Annotated in this window: 29 protein-coding genes, 1 pseudogene and 2 riboswitches; of the genes and pseudogenes, 29 read left to right on the forward strand and 1 reads right to left on the reverse strand. The window is 37.7% G+C overall.

The annotated features are described in order from the left end of the window. The 19 genes from secY to cwlD all read left to right on the forward strand — a co-directional run bounded on the left by secY (position 1) and on the right by cwlD (position 12,486). A complete protein-coding gene (gene secY, locus CLOS_RS02655) occupies positions 1 to 1,275 on the forward strand; it encodes a preprotein translocase subunit SecY (protein WP_012158388.1) in 1,275 nt (424 codons plus the stop codon). Between the two features lie 61 nt (positions 1,276 to 1,336). Then, on the forward strand, positions 1,337 to 1,987 hold the full coding sequence (locus tag CLOS_RS02660; RefSeq protein WP_012158389.1) for an adenylate kinase: 651 nt from the start codon (positions 1,337 to 1,339) through the stop codon (positions 1,985 to 1,987). Continuing rightward, positions 1,987 to 2,733, forward strand: coding sequence for a type I methionyl aminopeptidase (map, locus tag CLOS_RS02665; protein ID WP_012158390.1), 747 nt, complete (start codon positions 1,987 to 1,989; stop codon positions 2,731 to 2,733). The genes CLOS_RS02660 and map overlap by 1 nt, the downstream gene beginning before the upstream one ends. A gap of 21 nt (positions 2,734 to 2,754) precedes the next feature. After that, positions 2,755 to 3,033 (forward strand): KOW domain-containing RNA-binding protein, encoded by a 279-nt coding sequence (locus CLOS_RS02670; RefSeq protein WP_012158391.1) that lies wholly within the window; start codon positions 2,755 to 2,757, stop codon positions 3,031 to 3,033. A gap of 26 nt (positions 3,034 to 3,059) precedes the next feature. Next, positions 3,060 to 3,278 (forward strand): translation initiation factor IF-1, encoded by a 219-nt coding sequence (infA, locus tag CLOS_RS02675; protein WP_012158392.1) that lies wholly within the window; start codon positions 3,060 to 3,062, stop codon positions 3,276 to 3,278. Positions 3,279 to 3,294: 16 nt separating this feature from the next. After that, positions 3,295 to 3,408, forward strand: a complete 114-nt coding sequence (gene rpmJ / locus CLOS_RS02680; RefSeq protein WP_012158393.1) for a 50S ribosomal protein L36 — start codon at positions 3,295 to 3,297, stop codon at positions 3,406 to 3,408. A 223-nt stretch (positions 3,409 to 3,631) separates the two neighbouring features. Continuing rightward, positions 3,632 to 4,003: a 30S ribosomal protein S13 gene (rpsM, locus tag CLOS_RS02685; protein ID WP_012158394.1), complete on the forward strand. Its 372-nt coding sequence runs from the start codon at positions 3,632 to 3,634 to the stop codon at positions 4,001 to 4,003. A gap of 22 nt (positions 4,004 to 4,025) precedes the next feature. After that, positions 4,026 to 4,427 (forward strand): 30S ribosomal protein S11, encoded by a 402-nt coding sequence (gene rpsK, locus CLOS_RS02690; protein ID WP_012158395.1) that lies wholly within the window; start codon positions 4,026 to 4,028, stop codon positions 4,425 to 4,427. A gap of 22 nt (positions 4,428 to 4,449) precedes the next feature. Next, a complete protein-coding gene (gene rpsD / locus CLOS_RS02695) occupies positions 4,450 to 5,073 on the forward strand; it encodes a 30S ribosomal protein S4 (protein ID WP_012158396.1) in 624 nt (207 codons plus the stop codon). 62 nt (positions 5,074 to 5,135) lie between these two features. Continuing rightward, entirely contained in the window at positions 5,136 to 6,089 is a 954-nt protein-coding gene (locus CLOS_RS02700) for a DNA-directed RNA polymerase subunit alpha (protein ID WP_012158397.1), read from the forward strand. 22 nt (positions 6,090 to 6,111) lie between these two features. Next, entirely contained in the window at positions 6,112 to 6,453 is a 342-nt protein-coding gene (gene rplQ / locus CLOS_RS02705) for a 50S ribosomal protein L17 (protein ID WP_012158398.1), read from the forward strand. A gap of 341 nt (positions 6,454 to 6,794) precedes the next feature. Then, positions 6,795 to 7,634: an energy-coupling factor transporter ATPase gene (locus tag CLOS_RS02710; protein WP_012158399.1), complete on the forward strand. Its 840-nt coding sequence runs from the start codon at positions 6,795 to 6,797 to the stop codon at positions 7,632 to 7,634. Then, positions 7,619 to 8,482: an energy-coupling factor transporter ATPase gene (locus CLOS_RS02715; RefSeq protein ID WP_012158400.1), complete on the forward strand. Its 864-nt coding sequence runs from the start codon at positions 7,619 to 7,621 to the stop codon at positions 8,480 to 8,482. The genes CLOS_RS02710 and CLOS_RS02715 overlap by 16 nt, the downstream gene beginning before the upstream one ends. Further along, the gene (locus tag CLOS_RS02720) at positions 8,475 to 9,275 is read left to right on the forward strand and encodes an energy-coupling factor transporter transmembrane component T family protein (protein WP_012158401.1); all 801 of its coding nucleotides are present in this window, start codon (positions 8,475 to 8,477) and stop codon (positions 9,273 to 9,275) included. The genes CLOS_RS02715 and CLOS_RS02720 overlap by 8 nt, the downstream gene beginning before the upstream one ends. 25 nt (positions 9,276 to 9,300) lie before the next feature. Next, the gene (gene truA / locus CLOS_RS02725; RefSeq protein WP_012158402.1) at positions 9,301 to 10,047 is read left to right on the forward strand and encodes a tRNA pseudouridine(38-40) synthase TruA; all 747 of its coding nucleotides are present in this window, start codon (positions 9,301 to 9,303) and stop codon (positions 10,045 to 10,047) included. A gap of 122 nt (positions 10,048 to 10,169) precedes the next feature. Beyond that, positions 10,170 to 10,601 carry a 50S ribosomal protein L13 gene (gene rplM / locus CLOS_RS02730; protein ID WP_012158403.1) on the forward strand — a complete coding sequence of 144 codons (432 nt, stop codon included), beginning with the start codon at positions 10,170 to 10,172 and terminating at the stop codon, positions 10,599 to 10,601. 24 nt (positions 10,602 to 10,625) lie between these two features. Continuing rightward, on the forward strand, positions 10,626 to 11,018 hold the full coding sequence (gene rpsI, locus CLOS_RS02735) for a 30S ribosomal protein S9 (protein ID WP_012158404.1): 393 nt from the start codon (positions 10,626 to 10,628) through the stop codon (positions 11,016 to 11,018). 81 nt (positions 11,019 to 11,099) lie between these two features. Beyond that, positions 11,100 to 11,372, forward strand: a complete 273-nt coding sequence (locus CLOS_RS02740; RefSeq protein ID WP_012158405.1) for a hypothetical protein — start codon at positions 11,100 to 11,102, stop codon at positions 11,370 to 11,372. Between the two features lie 388 nt (positions 11,373 to 11,760). Then, entirely contained in the window at positions 11,761 to 12,486 is a 726-nt protein-coding gene (cwlD, locus tag CLOS_RS02745) for an N-acetylmuramoyl-L-alanine amidase CwlD (RefSeq protein ID WP_041718922.1), read from the forward strand. Here cwlD and CLOS_RS02750 read toward each other — a convergent pair. After that, positions 12,464 to 12,844: a phage holin family protein gene (locus CLOS_RS02750; protein ID WP_012158407.1), complete on the reverse strand. Its 381-nt coding sequence runs from the start codon at positions 12,842 to 12,844 to the stop codon at positions 12,464 to 12,466. The two genes, cwlD and CLOS_RS02750, sit on opposite strands and share 23 nt — an antisense overlap. Before the next feature lie 246 nt (positions 12,845 to 13,090). Here CLOS_RS02750 and CLOS_RS02755 point away from each other — a divergent pair, with 246 nt between their 5' ends. The 10 genes and pseudogenes from CLOS_RS02755 (at position 13,091) to purH (ending at position 25,047) form a co-directional block, all read left to right on the forward strand. Further along, a complete protein-coding gene (locus CLOS_RS02755; RefSeq protein WP_012158408.1) occupies positions 13,091 to 13,924 on the forward strand; it encodes an Mrp/NBP35 family ATP-binding protein in 834 nt (277 codons plus the stop codon). Between the two features lie 88 nt (positions 13,925 to 14,012). Beyond that, a riboswitch (purine riboswitch) is annotated at positions 14,013 to 14,114 on the forward strand. A 224-nt stretch (positions 14,115 to 14,338) separates the two neighbouring features. Then, a complete protein-coding gene (gene guaB, locus CLOS_RS02760) occupies positions 14,339 to 15,796 on the forward strand; it encodes an IMP dehydrogenase (RefSeq protein WP_012158409.1) in 1,458 nt (485 codons plus the stop codon). Positions 15,797 to 15,835: 39 nt separating this feature from the next. Next, positions 15,836 to 16,771, forward strand: a pseudogene (gene guaA / locus CLOS_RS02765) (glutamine-hydrolyzing GMP synthase); the annotation flags it as partial. Positions 16,772 to 16,929: 158 nt separating this feature from the next. Further along, positions 16,930 to 17,031, forward strand: a riboswitch (purine riboswitch). A 173-nt stretch (positions 17,032 to 17,204) separates the two neighbouring features. After that, entirely contained in the window at positions 17,205 to 18,557 is a 1,353-nt protein-coding gene (locus CLOS_RS02770) for an NCS2 family permease (protein ID WP_012158411.1), read from the forward strand. A 74-nt stretch (positions 18,558 to 18,631) separates the two neighbouring features. Beyond that, entirely contained in the window at positions 18,632 to 19,807 is a 1,176-nt protein-coding gene (locus tag CLOS_RS02775) for a 5-(carboxyamino)imidazole ribonucleotide synthase (RefSeq protein ID WP_012158412.1), read from the forward strand. A 12-nt stretch (positions 19,808 to 19,819) separates the two neighbouring features. Further along, entirely contained in the window at positions 19,820 to 20,326 is a 507-nt protein-coding gene (gene purE, locus CLOS_RS02780; RefSeq protein ID WP_012158413.1) for a 5-(carboxyamino)imidazole ribonucleotide mutase, read from the forward strand. 42 nt (positions 20,327 to 20,368) lie between these two features. After that, positions 20,369 to 21,775: an amidophosphoribosyltransferase gene (gene purF, locus CLOS_RS02785; protein WP_012158414.1), complete on the forward strand. Its 1,407-nt coding sequence runs from the start codon at positions 20,369 to 20,371 to the stop codon at positions 21,773 to 21,775. A 32-nt stretch (positions 21,776 to 21,807) separates the two neighbouring features. Beyond that, positions 21,808 to 22,833 carry a phosphoribosylformylglycinamidine cyclo-ligase gene (purM, locus tag CLOS_RS02790; RefSeq protein ID WP_012158415.1) on the forward strand — a complete coding sequence of 342 codons (1,026 nt, stop codon included), beginning with the start codon at positions 21,808 to 21,810 and terminating at the stop codon, positions 22,831 to 22,833. Continuing rightward, on the forward strand, positions 22,830 to 23,459 hold the full coding sequence (gene purN / locus CLOS_RS02795; protein ID WP_012158416.1) for a phosphoribosylglycinamide formyltransferase: 630 nt from the start codon (positions 22,830 to 22,832) through the stop codon (positions 23,457 to 23,459). The genes purM and purN overlap by 4 nt, the downstream gene beginning before the upstream one ends. Before the next feature lie 49 nt (positions 23,460 to 23,508). Next, positions 23,509 to 25,047: a bifunctional phosphoribosylaminoimidazolecarboxamide formyltransferase/IMP cyclohydrolase gene (purH, locus tag CLOS_RS02800; RefSeq protein ID WP_012158417.1), complete on the forward strand. Its 1,539-nt coding sequence runs from the start codon at positions 23,509 to 23,511 to the stop codon at positions 25,045 to 25,047. Positions 25,048 to 25,054: the final 7 nt, after the last annotated feature.

Here is a 25,054-nt window from a genome sequence, read left to right on the forward strand (position 1 = left end):
GTGATCCAAACCTTAAAAAATGCTTGGAAAATCCCAGATTTACGTAGGAAAATCCTATACACATTCATGATGCTAGCCATATTTCGGCTAGGATCTGTTATTCCAGTACCAGGTGTAGATATTAATTATGTAAAGAGCATTGTGAATAATGCTGGATTACTTTCATTCTTCGACCTAGTTTCTGGAGGAGCCTTTGGTAATATGACGATTTTTGCACTAAGCATTTCACCATACATTACATCCTCAATCATTATGCAATTGCTAACCATCGCAATCCCTAGCTTAGAAGCACTGGCGAAGGAAGGCGAAGAAGGTAGCAAAAAAATCGCTCAATATCAAAGATATGCTACGATTATACTAGCTTTAATACAAGCTACTGGTATCAGTGTTGGTCTTTTCAGAGGCGCACTAATCAACCAAGATACATTTAGTATTATTGTAGTAATTCTTACATTAACTGCGGGTACTGCATTCTTAATGTGGCTAGGAGAGCAGATTACAGAAAAAGGAATTGGAAATGGTATTTCACTTCTTATTTTCGCTGGTATTATTGCGTCTCTACCAAGCTCACTGTTCACTACATTTGCATTAACGAAAGCAGGCCAAATAAATCCTTTAGCTATTATTCTGTTTATTGTGATAGCAATCGCTATGATCGTTGCAGTAGTAGCTATTGAAGCAGGAACAAGAAAAATTCCAGTGCAATATGCCAAAAGAGTTGTTGGTAGAAAAATGTATGGCGGACAAAGTTCACATATTCCTTTAAAAGTGAATCAATCTGGAGTTATGCCAGTAATCTTTGCAATGTCACTTTTACAGTTTCCACATACAATTGCTTACTTTATAGGCTCCGAAGGTGGATTTGCTAAATTCTTAAACACTTGGTTATCACCAACTGGTATGCCAGGAGTGTTTATATATAACCTTTTAAGTGCAGTATTAATCATATTCTTTACTTATTTCTATACTGCAATTACATTTAATCCTGTAGAAATATCCAACAATATGAAGCAAAATGGTGGATTTATACCAGGTATCAGACCAGGTAAGCCTACAGCAGATTATATCAATAAGATTCTAACAAGAATCACTTTATCAGGAGCAGTGTTCTTAGCAATCATAACCATTGTTCCTACAATTGTTCTTGGCATAACACATATTCCAATATCCTTTGGAGGAACAACAATCATTATTATTGTTGGGGTTGCCTTAGAAACAATGAAACAAATAGAAGCACAACTCTTAATGAGACACTACCAAGGATTCTTAAAATAAGGACTCATGGGGCACTATCCCCATGATTCTAATCCTTATCACTTAGCCAGGAGATGGTATAATGAGATTAATTTTACTTGGTCCCCCGGGAGCGGGAAAAGGAACACAAGCTGCATCAATTGTTGAAAAATATCATATTCCTCATATTTCAACTGGAGATATCTTCAGATACAATATTAAGCAAGGTACGGAGTTAGGGAAAAAAGCTAAAAGCTACATGGATCAAGGACTTTTAGTTCCAGACGAAGTTGTTGTTGAAATTGTAGAAGATAGACTTAAAAAAGAGGATTGTGAGAATGGCTTCCTATTGGATGGTTTCCCAAGAACAGTTGTGCAAGCTGAAGCTTTAGACAAAGCATTAGTAGATATGAATATATCACTGGATAAAGTAATCAATATTCAAGTGGATAAAGAACGTCTAATAGAAAGAGCTGTCGGAAGACGAATCTGTAGAGAATGCGGTGCAACATTCCATGTTCAATACAATCCATCTACAAAGGGAGCGCTATGCGACCAATGTGGTGGCGAGCTTTATCAAAGAGATGACGATAATGAAGAAACAGTAACGAGACGTATTGAAGTTTATCTGTCAGAGACTACGCCTTTAGTAGAATATTACAGTAGCCAAAATAAACTTGTTACTATAGATGGCGATAAAAAAATCAACGAAGTATTTGCAAATATTGTGACCTCTTTAGGGAGCGATTTATAATGATATATATAAAATCTCGTCAGGAAATTGAATTAATGCGAGAGGCTGGTAAAATCGTCGCTGAAGCCCATGAACTTGTGAGAGAGGCAATTAAACCTGGAATTACTACAATGGAACTAGACCAAATCGTAGAAACTCATATCCTTAAAAGAGGAGCAATCCCTGCATTTAAAGGATATGGAGGTTTTCCAGCAAGCACATGTACTTCCGTTAATCATGAAGTGGTTCATGGTATCCCTGGATTAAAAAGATTAGAAGAAGGCGATATTCTTAGCGTAGATATCGGCGCACTCTATAAAGGTTATTATGGCGATTCTGCAAAAACTCATGCCATTGGGAAAATCAGTCCGCGAGCGGAAGAACTCATAGAGGTAACGAGACAAAGCTTCTATGAAGGAATTAAGTTCGCTAAGTTAGGCTACAGATTATCCGATATATCCCATGCTATACAAACCTATGTAGAAAGCAAGGGTTTTTCAGTAGTTAGAAACTATGTAGGCCATGGAATCGGTACAAGTATGCACGAAGAACCTCAAATTCCAAACTACGGGCCACCGGGAAAAGGTCCTAGATTAAAGGAAGGTATGGTTCTAGCAATTGAACCAATGATTAACATAGGAACCTATGAAGTTAAAGTGCTTTCGGACGGCTGGACAGTTGTAACATTAGATGGTGAATACTCAGCACATTACGAGCATACTGTAGCAATTACAGATGACGAACCTGAGATTCTTACACTGTTGTAGGCTGTGCAAAGAGGTGACTATATGGAACTTACTGACTTCAACATAGGGCAAATAGTTCAATCGAAATCTGGAAGAGATCGAGGTAAGTATTTTATTGTATTTGCCAGACTGGATGAAGAACATATCTTAATCGTAGATGGTTCTTTAAGAAAAGTAGATCAGCCTAAGAAAAAAAAGATAAAACACGTGGCTAAAGTAAATAGAGTTTCTGAGGAAACGAGAGAAGCTATTTTAAATAATAAAGTTGTGAATGATGCCTTTGTACGTAGAGAGCTGAAGAAGCTAGGTTTTAATTCCTAGGGCAGAAATGGAGGTTTGATTGCTTAATGTCAAAACAAGATGTAATTGAATTAGAAGGTGTAGTGAAAGAAGCATTACCAAATGCGATGTTCATTGTTACGCTAGAAAATGGTCATGAGGTTTTAGGTCATATATCTGGAAAATTAAGAATGAATTTTATTAGGATTCTACCTGGAGACAAAGTTACTGTAGAGTTATCTCCATATGATTTATCTCGTGGTAGAATAACATGGCGAAAGAAGTAGTCAAGGAGGGATAACAATGAAGGTTAGACCATCGGTAAAACCAATTTGCGAAAAGTGCAAAATCATTAAAAGAGGCGGCAGAGTTATGGTTATCTGCGAAAATCCTAAGCACAAGCAAAAACAAGGTTAATACTATTAAATACTACTGGAAATCTCAGTTGTTTTATAGTATAATACAAAATTGTAGTAATTCGCTTTCGGGAGCGGCTGTGTCAGTATAACAAAGTTATAACTGATTCCCTAAAGCTGTTATAAATATATAGCTTAAAATAATAATAACATTGACTATTCAATGTTTCGTAGAAAAAGAATATTTTAAAGAGGCATAAATGAATTAGGAGGTGTAAATCAATATGGCTAGAATAGCTGGTGTTGACTTGCCAAGAGATAAAAGAGTTGAAGTTGGCCTAACATATATTTTTGGTATCGGTAGAAAAACATCAAACAATATATTAGCTGCTGCAGGTATCAACCCTGATACAAGAATAAAGGATTTAACAGAGGAAGAAGTTAACAATTTAAGAAGAATCATAGACGCGGATCATCATGTTGAAGGTGATTTAAGAAGAGAAATCGCTTTAAATATCAAGCGTTTAAAAGAAATTAGATGTTACAGAGGAATTAGACATATCAAAGGATTACCAGTAAGAGGACAAAAGACAAAAACAAATGCTCGTACTAGAAAAGGTCCTAAGAAAACTGTAGGTCGTAAGAAGAAAAAATAGTAGGTAAGGAGGTACAGCAAGAATGGCAAAGGTAGCTAAGAAAAGAACTACACGTACTCGTAGAAGAGAACGTAAAAATATTGAACGTGGCCAAGCTCATATTCAATCAACATTTAACAACTCAATCATTACTTTAACTGACATGCAAGGGAATGCACTTTCTCAAGCGAGTGCAGGACAATTAGGATTCAAAGGTTCAAGAAAATCTACTCCTTATGCTGCTCAAATGGCTGCAGAAACTGCTGCTAAAGCTGCTATGGAGCATGGATTAAAAACTGTTGAGGTTTACGTTAAAGGACCAGGTGCTGGTAGAGAAGCTGCAATTCGTTCCCTACAAGCTGCTGGACTTGAAGTTAACCTTATTAAAGATGTAACTCCAATTCCACATAACGGTTGTAGACCGCCAAAACGTAGAAGAGTTTAGAAGATCGGGAGGTGTAAAATAAATGGCTAGATATACAGAAGCAGTATGTAGATTATGTCGTAGAGAGGGTATGAAACTATACTTAAAAGGCGACAGATGCTACACAGACAAATGTGCAATCTCTAAGAGAACTTATGCTCCAGGACAACACGGACAAAGTAGAAAGAAACTTTCTAACTACGGACTTCAATTAAGAGAGAAGCAAAAAGCAAAGAGATTCTATGGTGTACTTGAGTCTCAATTCAGAAAATACTTTGAAATTGCTGATAAGCAAGCAGGTATTACAGGTGAAAACCTATTAAGATTATTAGAAACTCGTTTAGATAACGTTGCTTATAGACTAGGATTCGGTTCTTCTAGAGCAGAAGCTAGACAATTAGTAGTACATGGACACTTTACTGTAAACGGTAAAAAAGTAGATATCCCTTCATATTTAGTAAGTGCTGGAGATACTATTGCTGTTGCGGAGAAATCTAAGTCTTCAGCTAAGTTTAAAGCTTTAGCTGAAAATGCTAAAGGAAATACTCCAAACTGGTTAACAGTAGATGTAGAAAAATTAGAGGGAAAAGTTGTTGCACTACCTTCAAGAGAAGATATTGATTTAGAAATCGCAGAAAACTTAATCGTAGAGCTATACTCTAAATAATAATTTATAGGATCAGTTGCCCTCAATATAATAGAGAAAATGCTAAAGGAGGGTTCAAAACAATGATAGAAATTGAAATGGAAAAACCAAAGGTAGAGGTCGTAGAGATTAATGCGGAAAATACCTATGGTAAATTTACAGTTGAACCACTAGAAAGAGGCTATGGAACTACTTTAGGAAACTCCCTAAGAAGGATCATGCTCTCTTCATTACCTGGAGCCGCAGTAACATCTGTAAAAATTGATGGTGTTCTACATGAATTTTCTACAATACCAGGTGTAAAGGAAGATGTTGCAGAGATTATTATTAATCTAAAAGGCTTGTCTATTCGTATGCACGGAAATGAGCCTAAAACGGTTCGTATAGAAGCAAAGGGCGAAGGTGTAATTACTGCTGGCGACATCATTGCAGATGCAGATGTTGAAATTCTTAGCCCCGACACACATATTGCTACTTTAGATACCGATGCAGTTCTAAATATGGAACTGACCATCGCAAAAGGTAGAGGATATGTTCCAGCCGAAAACAACAAAACACCAGGAATGCCGATTGGTGTACTTCCAATAGATTCAATTTTTACTCCAGTAACAAAGGTTAGTTACCATGTTGAAAATACTAGAGTAGGTCAAGTTACTGACTACGATAAATTGGTTATTGAAGTGTTCACTGATGGTAGTATTGTACCTGATGAAGCTATATCACTAGCTGCAAAGATAATGAATGAACATTTAAACCTGTTTATTACATTAACGGATCATGTGAATGATGTAGAAATTATGGTTCAGAAGGAAGAGGATAAGAAAGAAAAGGTTCTTGAAATGACCATCGAAGAACTGGATCTTTCCGTAAGATCCTACAACTGTCTGAAGCGTGCAGGAATTAATACAGTGGATGAACTTGCTCAGAAATCTGAAGAGGATATGATGAAAGTTAGAAACCTCGGAAGAAAATCACTGGAAGAAGTTCAGAAAAAGCTTGAAGAGTTAGGTCTTGGATTAAGACCGAGCGATGAATAGGATGTAGTAAGGAGGGATAGACATGGCACATTATCGTAAATTAGGACGTGTAAGCGCTCATAGAAACTTAATGCTTAGAAACCTAGTAACGAGCTTACTAAAGAACGGTAGAATTGAAACTACTGATACAAGAGCGAAAGAAACAAGAAGATTAGCAGAAAAAATGATCACTCTTGCAAAGAGAGGCGATCTACATGCTAGAAGACAAGTTCTTAGCTTTGTAACAGAAGAAACTGTAGTGAAAAATTTATTTGATGAAATTGCGCCAAAATATCAAGAACGTAATGGTGGATATACACGCATTATGAAGCTTGGACCTAGAAGAGGCGACGCTGCAGAAATGGTAATCATTGAATTAGTATAAGATAAAAAAATAGACAGGAGGGATTAAGTGAAAAAGGCTTAGTCCCTGTTTTTTTTATGACCTAACCCAATTTATGCGACTGAAAGGAGCAATAAATTGATGGTAGGTCAAACACAACGAATGCCAATTTTATCGACTGGTGTGCAATGAGACTGCGAAACATACCCAAGAAAAGTAGAATTCTATTTTAAAAGAAACTGGTTAGTCAGTCAAAGGTAACGGACGCCAAATATTTATATACATCTTCTTCATAAATCGTAGTCAACAGACAGAAAATAAGTTATAATATAAGTTGCTTGTATTTTGATATGATGATAAGAAAGTAAAGAAGGGATCATGGTATGGGTAAAATAATAGAAGCACATAATATACAATTTCAATATAAAAACAATGAGGATGAAACTATGCTGGCACTCAATGATGTGACCGTATCCGTAGAACCAGGAGAGTTCATTGTTGTGATCGGCCATAATGGTTCAGGTAAATCGACATTAGCAAAGCATATGAATGCTCTGCTGCTACCATCAGAGGGCGATGTCTTTGTGAAGGGGCTGAACACTAAGGATGAAGAGCATATCTGGGATATTCGACAAACAGCAGGTATGGTATTTCAAAATCCTGATAACCAGTTGGTTGCAACCATTGTAGAAGAAGATATCGCTTTTGGTCCAGAAAATCTAGGGATTCCTCCTGTTGAAATCGTAAAAAGGGTGGAAGAGGCCCTGAGCATTGTTGACATGATGGAATATAGGGGGAAGGCGCCCCATCTATTATCTGGCGGACAAAAGCAGAGAATCGCCATAGCTGGCGTAATTGCCATGAGACCGGACTGTATCATATTTGATGAACCAACTGCTATGTTAGATCCATCTGGTAGACGAGAAGTTATTAAGACCATCCATAAGTTAAACAAAGAGGAAAATATCACCATTGTTCATATTACACACTTTATGGAGGAAGCAGTCCATGCCGACCGAGTTATCGTAATGGAGGCAGGTCAAATTGTTCTCGAAGGAAAACCAAAGGAAGTATTTTCAAAAGTAGAGGAACTAAAGGCATTAGGGCTGGACGTTCCGCAAATGACAGATTTAGCGAACGAATTGATTAAAGAGGGCATTGATTTGCCTCAAGATATATTAACTGTTGATGAAATGGTGATGAGACTATGTCAATTAAAATAGAAAATTTAACCTATATATATAACCCAGGAAGTCCGTTTGAAACGAGGGCCTTAGATCATGTGAATCTTGAAATTAATACTGGAGAATTTATTGGATTGATCGGTCATACAGGTTCCGGTAAATCCACTTTAACACAGCATCTAAATGGACTCATTAAACCGACTTCAGGAAAAATAATGATCGGTGGCATCGATATCACAGATGAATCCGTGAAGCTGCGGGATATTCGAAAAAAAGTAGGACTGGTTTTCCAATATCCAGAGCACCAGCTATTTGAAGAAACCATATACAAAGATATTGCCTTTGGTCCTCAAAATCTTGGTTTATCGGAGCAGGAAATCGAAGAGAGAGTTAGGGAAGCCATGGAACTTGTAAAACTACCTTTCGACGAGCTAAAGGATAGATCCCCATTCGAACTCAGTGGTGGGCAAAGAAGAAGGGTGGCCATCGCAGGTGTATTTGCTATGAAACCAGACGTTTTAATACTGGATGAGCCCACAGCGGGATTAGATCCTAGAACAAGAGATGAGCTATTAGCTGAAATACAAACCATGCATAAGAAATATAAGAATACGATCCTATTGGTATCCCATAGCATGGAAGATATTTCAAAGCTGGTAGACCGTGTTGTGGTGATGCACAGAGGAAAGGTTGCGCTACTGGGCACCCCTCGAGAGGTATTTAAGGAAGTTGAAACCTTAGAATCCATCGGTCTAGGCGTTCCACAGATCAGCTACCTCATTCGAGCTTTAAAGGAAAAAGGAATAGAAATAAGGGAAGATATATTTACAGTAGAAGAAGCGAAGGTAGAAATTTTAAAATGGATAAGGAGTAATAAAGATGCTTAAAGATATCACAATTGGTCAATATTATCCAACAGGATCCTCTATTCATAAGCTTGATCCAAGAACAAAGATACTCGTTACCTTTGCCTTGATCATTGGGCTATTTATTATTAATACTTTCATTCCTTATCTGTATGTCGTTGCCTTTATCGCTGCTGCTGTTTATATATCTAAGATACCCTTTAAATATATTATCAAAGGTCTAAAACCTTTAAAGGTCATTATTATCATTACCTTTGTTATCAATATCTTTATGACACAAGGAACGCCAATTTTTGTTATGGGTCCGCTTAAGGTCACCGCAGAAGGGGTCTACCAAGCCTTTTTTATGGCCATTCGGCTAATGCTATTGGTTATGGGAACTTCTTTATTAACCTTGACCACATCACCGATCTCCTTAACGGATGGTATTGAAAATTTATTAAATCCATTCAAGAAGATTGGTGTCCCTGCCCATGAGTTGGCAATGATGATGACCATTGCACTGCGTTTCATTCCGACACTATTGGAAGAAACGGATAAGATCATGAAGGCGCAGATGGCTCGTGGTGCAGACTTTGAAAGTGGAAACATTATCAGCAGAGCCAAAAGTTTAGTGCCACTGCTGGTGCCTTTATTCATCAGTGCCTTTAGAAGAGCCGACGAGCTTGCTATGGCCATGGAAGCAAGATGCTATCGTGGCGGAGACAATCGGACGAGAATGAAGGAATTAAAAATGACAGGAAAAGATACCATAGCCCTAGGAGCTACTGCTCTTTTGATTGGAATTTTAATTATTCATAGAGTTATATTATAGCTTTCTTTTAGTTGGGGATGATTCAATGAGAAATATAATGATTGAAATAGAATATGATGGAAGCAATTACAGCGGATGGCAGGTTCAACCCAATGCAATAACCATACAAGAAGAGATCATGAAGGCTTTAAAAAAGCTAGAAGGAAAAGATGTGGTGATTCATGGGTCCGGTAGAACCGACGCAGGCGTCCATGCTTATGGCCAAGTGGCGACCTTTCTTATGGAAAGAAATATTCCTGTAGAGCGGCTCCCTTTAGCTATGAACAGCAATCTACCGAAGGATATTACCATTATAGATGCCAAAGAGGTGCCTATGGATTTCCATGCGAGGTACAGCGCCATTGGAAAAAGATATATCTACCATATTTATGAAAGTCGATATCGAAGCGCTATTTTAAGAAACTACAGCTACCATATCAATTATAAATTAGATCGCAGCAAAATGATGGAAGCAAGTAAGCTTTTAATAGGAACCCATGATTTTAGAGGATTTATGTCCAACGGCAGCAGTGTTGAAGACACGGTTAGAACCATAAAAAGTTTAGAATTTAAGAGCGATGGCGAGAATATATATATGATTATAGAAGGCGATGGTTTTTTATATAATATGGTCCGAATTATTACGGGAACCTTGGTACAAATTGGTGCAGGAAATAAGCCCTTAGAACAGATAGAAAAGATCCTTAAAACGAAGGACCGAAGCCTTGCAGGTCATACAGCACCGCCACAAGGATTATTTTTAGATAAAGTATTTTATCCCTTGACACACTAGGCACATTGTATTAAAATATATAAGAGTATGTAACCACGATTCGATGCCCCGGATCTGACACATATATAGAACGTGATTTAGCAAATTTTTTTTTGATTAATGATGTACAAGGAGGGAAAACGATGAAATCATATATGGCAAAACCAAATGAAGTAGAAAGAAAATGGTATGTTGTAGATGCTGAAGGTAAAACATTAGGAAGACTTTCATCAGAAATTGCTACTATTTTAAGAGGAAAAAACAAACCAGAATTTACACCGCATGTAGATACAGGTGATTTTGTAATCGTTGTTAACGCAGAGAAGGTGGCTTTAACAGGTAAGAAATTAGATCAATCATTCTATACTTATCATACAGGACATCCAGGTGGATTAAGACAAGTTTCTTTTAGAAGACTTCTTGCAGAAAAGCCTGAAAGCTTAGTTTACAACGCAGTAAAAGGTATGCTTCCAAAGACTAGATTAGGAAGACAAATGCTTACAAAATTAAAGGTATATGCAGGACCTAACCACAAGCACGAAGCACAACAACCAGAAGCGTTAGAGCTTTTATAGGAAATTCGAAAGGAGGATTTTAGGATGGCAAGAGTAGCATATTATGGAACAGGTAGAAGAAAACAATCTATTGCTAGAGTAAGACTAGTTCCTGGTGAAGGAAATATTAAAATAAACAATAGAGATATCGAAGAATATTTCAAATATGAAACATTAAAAAGAGACGTTAGAATGCCTCTAACAATTACAGACACACTAAGCAGATTTGATGTAATCGCAACAGTAGCTGGTGGCGGATACACAGGTCAAGCAGGTGCTTTAAGACACGGAATTTCTAGAGCGTTAACAAAATCTGACGAAGAATTAAGAGGAACTCTTAAAAGAGCAGGTTTCTTAACTAGAGATGCTAGAATGAAAGAAAGAAAGAAATACGGTTTAAAAGCAGCAAGACGTTCACCACAATTCTCAAAGAGATAATTTATACAATACAATTACCCTGCAAATACCATATTTGCAGGGTGTTTATTATTCTGCGTACTTTCAAAAAGGAGATTCTCCATGGATGATAATCAGCTTTCCTTATTCAAAGAAGACGAATACAAGGCGCCTAAAAATACAAAAGCTTTACTTTGGGATGGAGAAGGTCCAAAGAAAGTAAAGGCTCCGAAGCCGCCACAAGGCGTTACAGTGCCAAAGGGGTATCACTGGTGCCCCTATTGTTCGATGTCGGTAAAACTAGTAAAGGATAAAAAATTGGGAATTAAAAGATGTCCCATTTGTAGTATGAGCAGCAGAGACTATCATATGAAAAATGCAAATTTTAATCTGTAAGTATCTGGATTCAATTGGAATAATGAATAAAGAATACTAGAATTATGGAGCTAGAGCTGCTCCATAACACTCTTAATTTCTAATAAGTTAAATTTTAGAAAGCTTAAGAAAATGATATAAAATCAAATAAAGATAAAGGCCTAGATCATCTGCATCTAGGCCTTTATTTGTCATAAAATATAAATATAAATATAAATAATTGATCAAACTCCTGCTGAATACAGCCTTAATTGATGAAAAAATGAAAATTTCCCAGGAAATAATCACTTTACCGATGATTATGTCGAAACAGTAGATGAAAGATGTCTACAAAATTAATGTGGTGAAACAAACTATACCTTTCATATAATAAATAAATGACAAGGCAAAGGGAAGGGAATGAGGAAAATTGAAAATATTGGTAATCCGTAAATATTGGCTTATTCGAATCTGTATCGCTGTGATTGCCATCACAGTATTAATTTTACTATTAAATTATTATAAAATCATAGAAGTAAGTATGGGGGTTTCTACTACGGATAAAGTCATCGTTATAGATCCTGGGCACGGTGGATTTGATCCCGGTAAACTAGGGTCCAATGGAAGAAAAAATGAGAAAGATATCAACTTAGACATCTCTTTATATTTAAAGGCATATTTAGAGCAAAATGATTTTGTTGTCATTATGACCAGGGAAAAGGATGAGGATTTATATACAGAGGATGGTAGTAATCGAAAGATGAAAACCATTGACCTAACCAATAGAAAGAAAATCGTGTTGGATATGAAACCAGATGTGTTTATTTCTATTCACGCCAATAGCTTTCAAGAATCCAAATACTATGGTGCGCAAACCTTTTACCCCAAGAATAATGAAGAAGGAATGAAATTGGCCAACATCATTCAACAAGAGTTTATGAACATCGTAGATCCTGACAATAAGAGGGTTCCATTAGAAAACGATACAGTTTATATCATAAAAGGGTTAGACATACCCACAGTACTCATAGAGTGTGGATTTTTGTCTAACCCTGAGGAAGAGCGAAAATTAAATGACCCACAATACCAGCAAAAAATCGCATGGTCAATTTATGTAGGACTTGAAAAATATTTTAAAACGTTTGTCCAGGAATAATCATATCAATGATACCAATTACTAATGCACCAATAAGAGCACCCCACATAGTAACACCCATATTTGGTACTAGAAATTGAGTTGCATAAAGTACAATTGCTGATACGATAAAACCTGTAAAGCCTCTGCCGAACGGTGAAGCATGTAATGGCGTAAATCTTTGAATCAGATAATCAACGATTGAAATAACTGCTGCTGCCAGCAATACAGCCCAGATTCCGTTGATTGTAAAACCTGGCGTAAAGAAAGCTGCGATTGACAATACGATTGCAGAAAGAATAACTCTTAGTATCAAACTTCCCCAGCCATCCGCTTGTTTAACACGACTATTATTATTGTTATTGTGCTCTTCAGACATAAAAAACACTCCTTTATTAAAGATTATTTTAAATTGATGATTCAATATAATTATTTGTAAAAAAACAAAAATTATTCTAGGGAATGTATTTAAAATTGTAAAATAGAGAAACTTTATTATAGTATGAAGAAATTATGTAATAAAATACTTTATTGAAAATGGAATTTTAGTATTTTTATTAATTATCAGTTATAGCCTCATTGAGGTTGAAGGATAAATTTTATAATTATGAAGGAGGAACAAAGGATGAGTAACAAATGTGACGGATGCCAACATAATGTAGAGGGTGGTTGTAGTTCTAAAAGCTGTATTGTCTTAGAAAAAGAAAATCAATGGAGTTCTATAGAGAAGGTAATCGGCATTATGAGCGGCAAAGGAGGTGTGGGTAAGTCTTCTGTAACATCGTTGCTAGCTGCTACATTAGCTAAGAAAGGATATGCTGTAGGAATTTTAGATGGCGATATTACTGGACCCAGCATTCCTAGATTATTTGGATTAAAAGGACAAGCAAGGCAATCTGAAGAGGGATTACTGCCTACAGTAGCTGAAGATGGCGTAAAGGTAATGTCCATGAATTTATTACTTTCGGAGGAAACAGAACCAGTTATCTGGAGAGGTCCCGTAGTCAGCGGCGTGATGAAACAATTTTGGACAGATGTTGTTTGGGGAGAATTGGACTATCTCTTGATCGACTTTCCACCAGGAACAGGTGACGTAGCATTAACAGCCATGCAATCTCTTCCTATTGACGGGATTGTCATGGTGACATCGCCACAGGGCCTTGTATCCATGATTGTAAATAAAGGAATTCATATGGCAGAAAAAATGAATGTGCCAGTTCTGGGGTTAGTGGAGAACATGAGCTATGTTCAGCCACCATCCTGCTCTGAACCGTATTATTTATTTGGAAAAGGGAAAACTGAAGAGGTGGCAAAAGAGCTTGGGGTTGATTTCCTAGGAAGTATTCCAATCGAACAAGAATTTGCCGAGTTATCGGACCAGGGAAAGGTCTTTGAATATACCAATGAAAATTTTGATAAAATCGCCAATAAAGTTATTAAAAAGCTTAAAGCAAAATAATGAAATATTACAAAAAAGAAATGAAAAGAATTTTACTTGACAATTTCGTCGAAATTTGATAATTTTATATGAACTAAAGAAAAAGTTATATTTAAAAACGAATATCACTCATATAATACCGATAATATGGTTCGGAAGTATCTACCGAATGACCGAGAATCATTCGACTATGAGTGGAATTATTATATTAAAAATGAAAGCAAAGATAAGGATAGAATATAGCATGGATGGTCTATATTAGAAGGGATAGTTCTGCTTCTAGTATGGATTCCGATATAATTCGTTGGTTATCGGCGCTATCGGACCGTATAGTAATTTCACTCTAAGAATGTATGGATAGAGGGAATTATTATGCGGTTTTTTAATTTTATGGGGATGACTTTTAATAAGATAGGAATATGAAGGAGGATTACGATGGAAGATAAAATTGTAAAAGAAGGCATAACATTTGACGACGTTCTATTAATTCCAGCAAAGTCTGAGGTATTACCTCATCAAGTAGATGTTTCAACCCAATTAACAAAGAAAATCAAATTAAACATTCCATTGATGAGTGCAGGGATGGATACAGTAACAGAATCGAAGATGGCCATTTCCTTAGCTCGGGAAGGTGGTATTGGAATTATTCATAAAAATATGACCATCGAAGAGCAAGCTCTAGAGGTGGACAAGGTTAAACGAAGTGAACACGGTGTTATTGTGGATCCTTTCTTTTTATCACCCGATCATATCGTAGAGGATGCATTAGCAGTAATGGCGAGATATCGAATTTCTGGAGTGCCGATTGCGGAAAAAGGTAAGCTTGTGGGGATTATTACCAATAGAGATATCCGATTTGAGACAAATTATAAGAAAAAAATAAGTGAAGCAATGACAAAGGACAACCTAGTTACTGCAAGAGAAGGCATTTCAATGGATGAGGCACAAAAGATATTGATGGCCCACAAAATAGAAAAACTTCCAATTGTGGATGATAAAGGAATGCTAAAGGGTTTGATTACAATTAAAGATATCGAAAAAGCGATTCAATATCCAAACTCTGCAAAGGATAGTAACGGAAGACTATTAGCAGGTGCTGCTGTTGGCGTTTCTTCTGATATTATGGAGAGAGTAGAGGCTTTATACAAGGCAAAGGTAGACGTTGTCGTTATTGATACAGCACATGGACATTCTAAAGGTGTAATTGAAACGATAAAAAAAGTAAAAGAGAAATATCCTGAACTTCAAGTGATTGCAGGGAATGTTGCAACAGGAGAGGCAACGAGAGAGCTCATCGAGGCTGGTGTGGATGCTGTAAAAGTAGGGATTGGACCAGGTTCCATATGTACAACTAGAATTGTTGCAGGAATCGGCGTACCTCAAATTACAGCAGTGTATGATTGTGCAAAGGTTGCAAAAGAATACGGTATTCCAGTAATTGCAGATGGTGGGATCAAGTATTCTGGAGATATTCCAAAGGCAATTGCTGCTGGCGCAAGTGTGATTATGATCGGATCTTTATTTGCTGGAACAGAAGAAAGTCCAGGAGAAACGATTATTTTTAACGGTAGAAGCTTTAAAAGCTACAGAGGGATGGGATCCATTGCATCTATGGAAAAAGGAAGCAAGGATAGATATTTCCAACATGACAGCAAGAAACTTGTACCAGAAGGTGTTGAAGGAAAGGTTCCATACAAAGGGTATGTGAAGGAGACGATCTACCAATTAATTGGCGGTTTGAGAGCCAGTATGGGATATTGTGGAACAGCAACTACAAAAGATCTACAGGAAAATGGGAAGTTTATCCGAATTACAGGAGCAGGCTTAAGAGAAAGCCATCCACATGATATTATCATTACAAAAGAAGCACCAAACTATAGCATAAGCGAATAAGAAAGGACGATACGTATGAGAGATGGAAAAAATATTCAAACTTATATTGAACAACAAATTAGTGAAATTAGAGAAAAGGTTGGTAACAAAAAGGCCATTTGTGCATTATCTGGTGGTGTAGATTCCACTGTTTCTGCAGTATTGGTGCACAAAGCAATTGGAGACCAATTAACCTGTATTTTCGTTGACCATGGATTAATGAGAAAAAACGAAGGGGATTGGGTAGAAGATTTATTCAAGAACCAATTTAAAATGAACTTTATCCGTGTTAATGCGAAGGAGCGTTTCTTTGGACAGCTAGCAGGCGTGGAAGATCCAGAACAGAAGAGAAAAATTATTGGAGAGCAGTTTATTCGAGTATTCGAAGAAGAGTCTAAGAAGCTTGGACAATTTGACTTTTTAGTTCAAGGAACAATCTATTCCGATGTTATTGAAAGTGGAAAAGACGGTAATGCCAATGTAAAAAGCCATCATAATGTAGGTGGATTGCCTGAAGATGTTGACTTTCAATTACTAGAGCCCCTTAGAAGTCTTTATAAAGATGAAGTAAGAATGACTGGAGAAGAATTAGGATTAGCGCATGAACTTGTGTGGAGACAACCTTTCCCAGGACCAGGACTTGGCGTAAGAGTATTGGGTGAAATCACAGATGAAAAGGTGAACATTGTAAGAGAAGCTGATGCTATTGTTCGTGAAGAAATAAAAAATGCAAAACTAGACGGCGAAATATGGCAATACTTTGCGATCCTTCCCAACATTAAAAGTGTAGGGGTAATCAATGGTGAGAGAACCTATGTCCACACCATTGCAATTCGTGCAATTTCAAGTACCGATGCCATGACTGCAGATTGGTCTAAAATCCCTCATGACGTGTTAAACACAATGTCCAAACGGATTGTAAATGAAGTAGAAGGTGTCAATAGAGTTGTATATGATATAACAACGAAGCCACCAGCAACAGTAGAGTGGGAATAAAACCGAATAATAAATAAAATAAAATTAAATAAAGTTCGGTTATTAACATATTTAAATTATAATTAATATAAAATTGTTCGAAAAACTATTGACCTGAGAATCTATCTCTGATATTATAAAGATGTGCTTAAGAAATGGGACAGAAGAAATTAAGTCTAAGTGAATATGGATTTTAAATTTATATAATGCTAATAATATGGATTAGCAGTCTCTACCGAATAACCGTAAATTATTCGACTATGAATGAAAGTGTACCTAGGGTTCCGACGAATGATGGCATTTGTGCTGGTCCAAGTGGTACAGGCATAGGATATATGCTACACCGATAGGATAAAAGCCTGGGCGGGTAGGTTTCATTCTTTTTGTAACCTATCTGCTTGGGCTTTATTTATGGGAATTATTATTATTTATTCATCTTAAGGAGGAGTCAAAAATGAGTAAAGAAAACACTCAATTATCAACGGTAGATAAGTATTTTAGACTGTCTGAAAAGAAAACAGACGTAAAAACTGAAGTTATTGCTGGTATTACTACTTATATTACGATGGCTTATATTTTATTTGTAAATCCAGACATTCTATCGAAAGCAGGAATGGATTACAATGCAGTATTCTTAGCAACATGTTTATCAGCAGCAATTGGAACTTTAATCATGGGATTCTATGCAAACATTCCTTTTGCACAAGCGCCAGGAATGGGATTGAACGCTTTCTTCACCTATGGCGTTGTTATGGGATTAGGGTATACATGGCAGCAAGCTTTAGCTGCAATTCTTATTTCAGGTATTTTATTTATCGTATTAACTATAACTGGAGCAAGAGAAGCTATTATAAAGGCAATTCCTACATCTTTAAAGCATGCAATCAGCGGTGGTATTGGTTTGTTTATCGCTTTGCTAGGATTTACAAATTCAGGAATTATTATAGCCGATCCAAACACATTTTTAGCTTTTAGCCGTTTTGACAATGCACCTGTTATTTTAGCGGTAATCGGTCTAGTAATCACAGGTATTTTAATGGTGAAAAACGTGAAAGGCTCCATCTTAATTGGTATTATTGCAACAACCTTGATTGGTATTCCAATGGGTGTTACAAACACAAGTATCAATGCGTCTTTTAGCTTTGACTTAAGCCCTACATTTATGCAAATGGACTTTGCTGGATTATTAAAGCTTGGTGAAGCAAGTTTTATAGGGGCCATTGCAAGTGTAGCAACAGTAATTATCTCTTTTGCCCTAGTAGATATGTTCGATACCATTGGAACATTAATCGGTACAGCGACAAAAGCAGGAATGTTAGACCAAAATGGAGATCTTCCAAATATGGATAAGGCTTTATTAGCAGATGCTGTGGCAACTTCTGCAGGTGCTGTTTTAGGTACATCTACGGTTACAACATTCGTTGAGTCCGCAGCAGGTGTTGCAGCAGGTGGAAAAACTGGACTTACAGCGGTTACAGCGGGAATGCTATTCCTATTTTCAGTATTTTTAGCACCATTGGCTGGAATCGTGCCAGCACAAGCCACTGCACCGGCATTAATTATCGTTGGTGTATTGATGATGGGTGCAGTAAAACAAGTGAATTTTGATGACTTTGAAGAGGCGCTACCAGCATTTTTCACAATTGCAATTATGCCATTTACCTATAGCATTGCGAATGGAATTGCAGCAGGATTAATCTTCTATCCGATTATGAAGATATCAACTGGTAAAGCAAAAGAGGTTCATCCTACAGTGTATGTACTGGCATTATTGTTCATTTTAAGATTTACAATATTGCCTCACTAAAAAATGGAAGCAGCTAAGAAGTTTTTCTTAGCTGCTTTAAAAAAACTAAAAATAGGTTGAAGGAGGCTATGGATATGGCTTTGGATAAAAAAATCAAAAATAGTCCAAATACTGTGAAAATAGGAATTATTGGCGGCGGTCAGTTAGGTAAGATGATCATATTGGAAGGGAAAAAACTGGGCATACAATTTATTGTCCTAGATCCCGATGAAAATTGTCCAGCAGCATCCATAGCAGATGAGCAGATCCTTGGCGGGTATTACGACTCAGAAAAGATAGAAAAATTGGCAGCATGCTGCCATGTGCTGACTTATGAAGTTGAGCATATTCATGCAGATATACTGATGGCATTGGTAGAAAAAGGTCATTCCATACAGCCGGCACCGACTACATTGAAAATGATTCAAAATAAATACAGACAGAAAACTTTTTTATTAGAGAAAGGCATTGCAACAACGGAATTTGAAAAGATAACGACAGTGGTGGACATTGAAAATTATATTCGTAGAGAAGGATTGCCCGCCATTTTAAAAAGCTGCTACGGTGGCTACGATGGCAAAGGCAATAAGGTCATAAGAACCGTAGATGAAATAGAAAAAGCATATCAGCTTTTAGGTGGTTCTACCAATGAGCTGATGATAGAGAAATATATTACATTCACTCATGAAATCTCTGTGATTGCGGCCAGAGGTGCCTATGGAGAGATCCGACTGTTTCCAATAGGAGAAAACATTCATGAGGAGAACATATTGAGAACCACCATCGTACCAGCTAGGGTGGAAGCCAGTGTTTTACAGAAGGCAGAAAAATTGGCACTTGAAGTAATGGAGGAGTTAGAGGGAACCGGTGTTTTTTGTATTGAAATGTTTGTAGACCCAGAAGGTAATGTTCTTGTCAATGAGATCGCACCAAGGGTACATAACTCAGGACATTATACCATGGAGGGGTGCAATATATCTCAGTTCCAGCAGCATTTAATGGCAATTTTAGAATATCCTCTCGCTACACCGTATTTAATCAAGCCGAGCTTGATGATGAACCTTCTTGGCGAGGAAAAAGAGGGAAGGGCCATGATCGAAGGATTGACAGAGGTATTGCAGTATGATGATACTTACGTTCATTTTTATGGGAAAGAATATACGAAGCCTCTTAGGAAAATGGGTCACGTTACATTACTTGGACATAATCCAGAGGCGTTAATGGATAAAGCAGAAAAAGTAAAAAAGGTTCTTAAAATCACAGGATATTAGGAGGTATTAGCAATGAAGTCTCCAGTGGTCAGTATTATTATGGGAAGCGATTCAGATTTACCGATTATGAAAGAGGCTGCAAAATTATTATCGGATTTTGGAATAACCTACGAATGTACCATTGTATCTGCACATCGTACGCCAGAAAGATTATTTGATTTTGCAAAAAATGCAGCAGAGCGAGGGATTCAGGTTGTGATTGCAGGGGCAGGCGGTGCAGCCCATCTACCAGGGATGGTGGCGGCCATCACCCATCTACCCGTAATCGGCGTCCCGATTCAAAGTAAAGCCTTAGGTGGTGTGGATTCATTGTATTCCATCGTACAGATGCCTTTAGGTGTTCCTGTGGCAACTGTAGCAATTAATGGGGGCGGAAACGCAGGACTATTGGCAGCACAGATAATTTCTCTTTTAGATGAAGAGGTAAAAGGAAAGTTGATAGATTATAAAGAGCATTTAAATAGGACTGTTATAGAAAAAGCAAAGCGACTTGAGGAAATTGGATGGGAAAACTACTAAAAACTCTTACTAGATTTAGTATATAGAGGAGATGAATGCGGCATGGAGAAGTGTATTCCAGTTTTTAATGAGGGATATCAGGATAAATTAAAAGAAGAGTGTGGCGTTATAGGGATGTTTCAATGGAATGAAACAAATGCAGCGGCATCTTTATTTTATGGTCTTTATGCACTTCAGCATAGGGGGCAGGAGAGTGCTGGTATTGCAAGTAATGATGGAAACCGAAGCTATCATTATAAGAAAAATGGCCTTGTAGCAGAAATCTTTGATGATGAAATATTGGAGCAGCTAGAGGGGCATATATCTATGGGTCATGTGCGATACGGGACATCGGGAGGAAAATCAGCAGCAAATGCACAACCATTCGTTGTAAAAACTGAGAACAAAAGTATAGCCTTAGCCCATAATGGAAGTTTAGTAAATGGGCAGGAATTAAAGCATATTTTGAAAGCTGAAGGATATCGATTTGAAAGTGCCATCGATAGTGAAGTAATCATTAAGCTCTTAGCTAAATACAGTAAGGAATCACTTTTAATTGGAATAGAAAGAACAATGGACTTAATTCAGGGTGCCTATTCCCTAGTAATTATGACTGAAAGTGAACTGGTAGGAATCAGAGATCCATATGGTTTAAGACCTTTATGCTTAGGCGAGCTGGAAGAAGGCGGATATGTGTTGGCTTCAGAAAGCTGTGCCTTGGATGCTATCGGTGCTACCTTAGTTCGAGATGTAGCGCCAGGTGAAATTATTACAGTTAACAAAGAAGGAATTCGCTCTACTTATTACAGTAAAAGAGTAAAAAGAGCTTCCTGTGTATTTGAATACGTTTACTTTGCAAGACCGGATAGTATCTTAGATGGTGCCAATGTTTATGAGGCAAGGAAGAATGCAGGAAAGGTGTTGGCAAAGGAACATCCCATCGATGCAGATATGGTGGTAGCCGTGCCAGACTCTTCCATTCCCATTGCCTTAGGATATGCAGAAGAGTTGGGGCTCCCCTTTGGAGAGGGATTATTTAAAAACCGATATGTGGGCAGAACCTTTATCGAGCCGGATCAACCATCAAGAGAGCGAGCTCTAAGATTAAAGCTAAGTCCTTTGACGAGAAATATTAAAGGAAAAAAAATTGTATTGGTGGACGATTCTATTGTAAGAGGAACCACCAGTAAAAAAATCGTGGCAGAATTGAAAAGAGCAGGAGCCAAGGAGGTTCACCTTAGAATCAGCTCTCCGCCAGTTGCCTATAGTTGTTATTTTGGAATCGATACACCGACGAGAAGTGAGCTTTTAGGTTCTACAAAGTCCATTGAGGAAATAAGGGAGCTGGTAGGAGCGGATACTCTGGGTTATATTAGCTTAGAAGGATTGTTAGCATCCACAGGAATCAATGCAGAGAATTTCTGTACGGCATGCTTTAATGGAAATTATCCAATGAAGGTTGAAGAATAAAAATTGAAATTGCTACGGGAGGTTGAGTGGGTATGAAGATTACCTATAAGAGTGCTGGTGTGGACGTGGATGAAGGGCAAAGAGCAGTGCAATTGATGAAGAACCACGTAAAGAGCACCTTTAATTCCAATGTTTTAGCGGATATTGGCGGCTTTGGTGGGCTATTTTCTTTAAATATAAAGGACTATAAAGAGCCAGTTTTAGTGGCAGGTACTGACGGCGTTGGGACAAAGCTAAAGATTGCATTTATGATGGATAAGCACGATACCATCGGTCAGGATTGTGTAGCCATGTGTGTCAATGATATTTTATGCCAAGGTGGGAAGCCATTATTCTTCTTGGACTATGTTGCAACTGGAAAATTGGTTGGGGAAAAAATTGCACAGATTGTTGGTGGCATAGCGGAAGGATGTCGCAAGGCAGGAAGTGCATTAATTGGTGGTGAAACTGCTGAAATGCCAGGGTTATATGCAGAGAACGAATATGATTTGGCAGGCTTTGCTGTGGGCATTGTGGATAGGGAACAAATTATTACGGGAGCAAATATAAAGGCTGGGGATATTATTTTAGGTCTACCTTCCAATGGCATTCACAGCAATGGCTATTCCTTGGTTCGAAAGCTGTTTTTTGAAGTCCTAGACATGAAAATTACGGATTATGTCGAAGAATTTGGAACAACCTTAGGGGAAGAGTTACTAAAACCTACAAAAATATACGTGAAAGAAATATTAAGTCTAATTGAGGCGATTCCTGTAAAAGGAATATCCCATATTACTGGTGGTGGTTTTTTTGAAAATATACCACGCATTCTGCCGGAAAATGTAGATGCTAAAATTAATGTAGATGCTTGGCAGATCCCGCCTATATTTAAGTTCATGGCTGAAAAAGGCAATATGAGTAAGGACGATATTTTTGGTACATTTAATATGGGCATCGGCATGGTGGTGGTTGTTTCTAAAGAGGATGTAAATGGTGCAATTGCAGTGCTGAACAAAGCAGGGCAAGAGGCTCATATCATCGGAGAAGTCGTTGAGGGTGCAAAACAGGTGATCCTATGAAGCCTTTGAACATAGCTGTGATGATCTCTGGCAGTGGTAGCAACCTTCAGGCTTTAATCGATCAGATTCATAAGACGAATTTGGGAGGAAACATTGCCTTAGTCCTATCCAACAAAGAAGGGGTATACGGCCTAAGAAGAGCAGAAGAAAATCGTATTCCTGCCATGGTGATTCATCGAAAACAATATGAATCGGTGGCTGAATATGAGAAAGCTTTAATGAAAGTTTTAGAAGAAAAAGAGATCGATTTAATCGTTCTAGCAGGATATTTGTCCTTCATACCAGTGTCTCTAATTCAGCAATACAAAAATAGAATCATGAATATTCATCCATCCTTAATCCCTAGTTTTTGCGGCAAAGGATTCTATGGAGAAAAGGTCCATGAGGGTGTTCTTCAAAGGGGTGTAAAGCTGACGGGCGCAACGGTTCATTTTGTCAATGAGGAAATGGATGGGGGACCGATTATTATTCAGGAAGCTGTAGCGGTTGATTTTTATGATACCGTAGAGACGGTACAGAAAAAGGTCCTTGAAATTGAACATAGAATTCTGCCTTTGGCTGTGACCCTTTTTATTGAAGGTCGATTGCGGGTTGAAGGTAGCAAAGTAGCGGTATTAAATTCGTAAAAGAGAAAGTTTTATATTTTTATTCTATAAACATATCTGAGGTGATGAAATGGTAAAGAGAGCATTGCTTAGTGTATCTGATAAAGAAGGTATTGTACAGCTGGCCCAAAATCTTTCGTCGTTCAATATTGAGATTCTTTCAACGGGAGGAACGGCAAAGCTATTGAGGGAATCTGGCATTGATGTGAGGGATGTTTCTGAAGTAACGGGTTTTCCGGAGTGTCTAGACGGCAGAGTAAAAACATTGCATCCTGCTGTCCATGGTGGCATTCTAGCCATTCGAGATAATGCGAATCATATGGATACACTAAAGGAGCTAGAAATTACACCCATCGATTTGGTGGTAATCAATCTATATCCTTTTAAAGAGACCATCTTAAAGTCCGATGTAACACTGGCAGAAGCCATAGAAAATATCGATATTGGCGGACCTACCATGCTAAGGGCGGCGGCAAAGAATCACAGGGATGTAACAGTAATCATCGATCCCAAGGATTACCACAGAGTTCTTGAAGAAATAAAGGAAAATGGCGATACAAAATTAGACACCAGATATCAGCTGGCCTTAAAGGTATTCCAGCATACTGCACAGTATGACGCTTTAATTGCGGATTACTTAGGGAAACAAATCTCGGAGGAAAAGATCGGAGCGAATACCATTACCTTAACATACGAGAAGGTTCAAGACCTACGATATGGAGAAAATCCTCATCAAAAAGCAGGATTTTATAAAGAGATTGGTGCAAATAAGGGGACCCTTGTGGATGGCGTACAGCTTCATGGAAAAGAGCTATCCTTTAACAATATCAACGATGCCAATGGGGCTTTAGAACTTTTAAAAGAGTTTCAGGAGCCTACCGTTGTGGCAGTAAAGCACACGAATCCTTGTGGTGTAGCCTCTGGAACGAATATTGAGGAAGCTTGGCATAAAGCTTATGAATCGGATCCACTTTCTATCTTTGGGGGTATTGTTGCAGCAAATAGAGCTGTTACAAAGACCATGGCAGCGGCAATGAAGGAAATATTCTTAGAGGTTATCATCGCACCGAATTTCACAGAAGAAGCTTTAGAAGTGTTCAAGGAAAAGAAAAATCTTCGTTTAATTAAAATAGAAGATATTTGCAATGGGAATCATCATTCCTACCAAATAAAAAAAGTTCAGGGCGGTATCCTTCTCCAAGAAGACGATCATATCTTGTTCGAACAGCTGGATGTGGTAACGGAGAAGGAACCAACGGAAGAAGAAAAGGAAGATCTAGCATTTGCCTTTAAAATTGTAAAGCATGTGAAATCCAATGGGATTGTATTCGTTAAGAATAAACAGACCTTAGCCATTGGGCCGGGACAGACCAGTAGGATCTGGGCTCTTGAAAATGCAGTGAAAAATACGACCCATTCCCTTAAAGGAAGTGTATTGGCATCGGATGCCTTCTTCCCTTTTAGAGATTGTGTCGATACGGCATTCGGTGCGGGAGTAAAAGCTATTATTCAGCCTGGTGGATCCATCAATGATGGTGTATCGATTAAAGCCTGCAACGAGCATGGCATATCCATGGTGTTTACAGGATTTAGACATTTCAAACATTAAAGAGGTG

Origin of the sequence: Alkaliphilus oremlandii OhILAs (genome assembly GCF_000018325.1) — a bacterium.
GTDB lineage: Bacteria > Bacillota > Clostridia > Peptostreptococcales > Natronincolaceae > Alkaliphilus_B > Alkaliphilus_B oremlandii.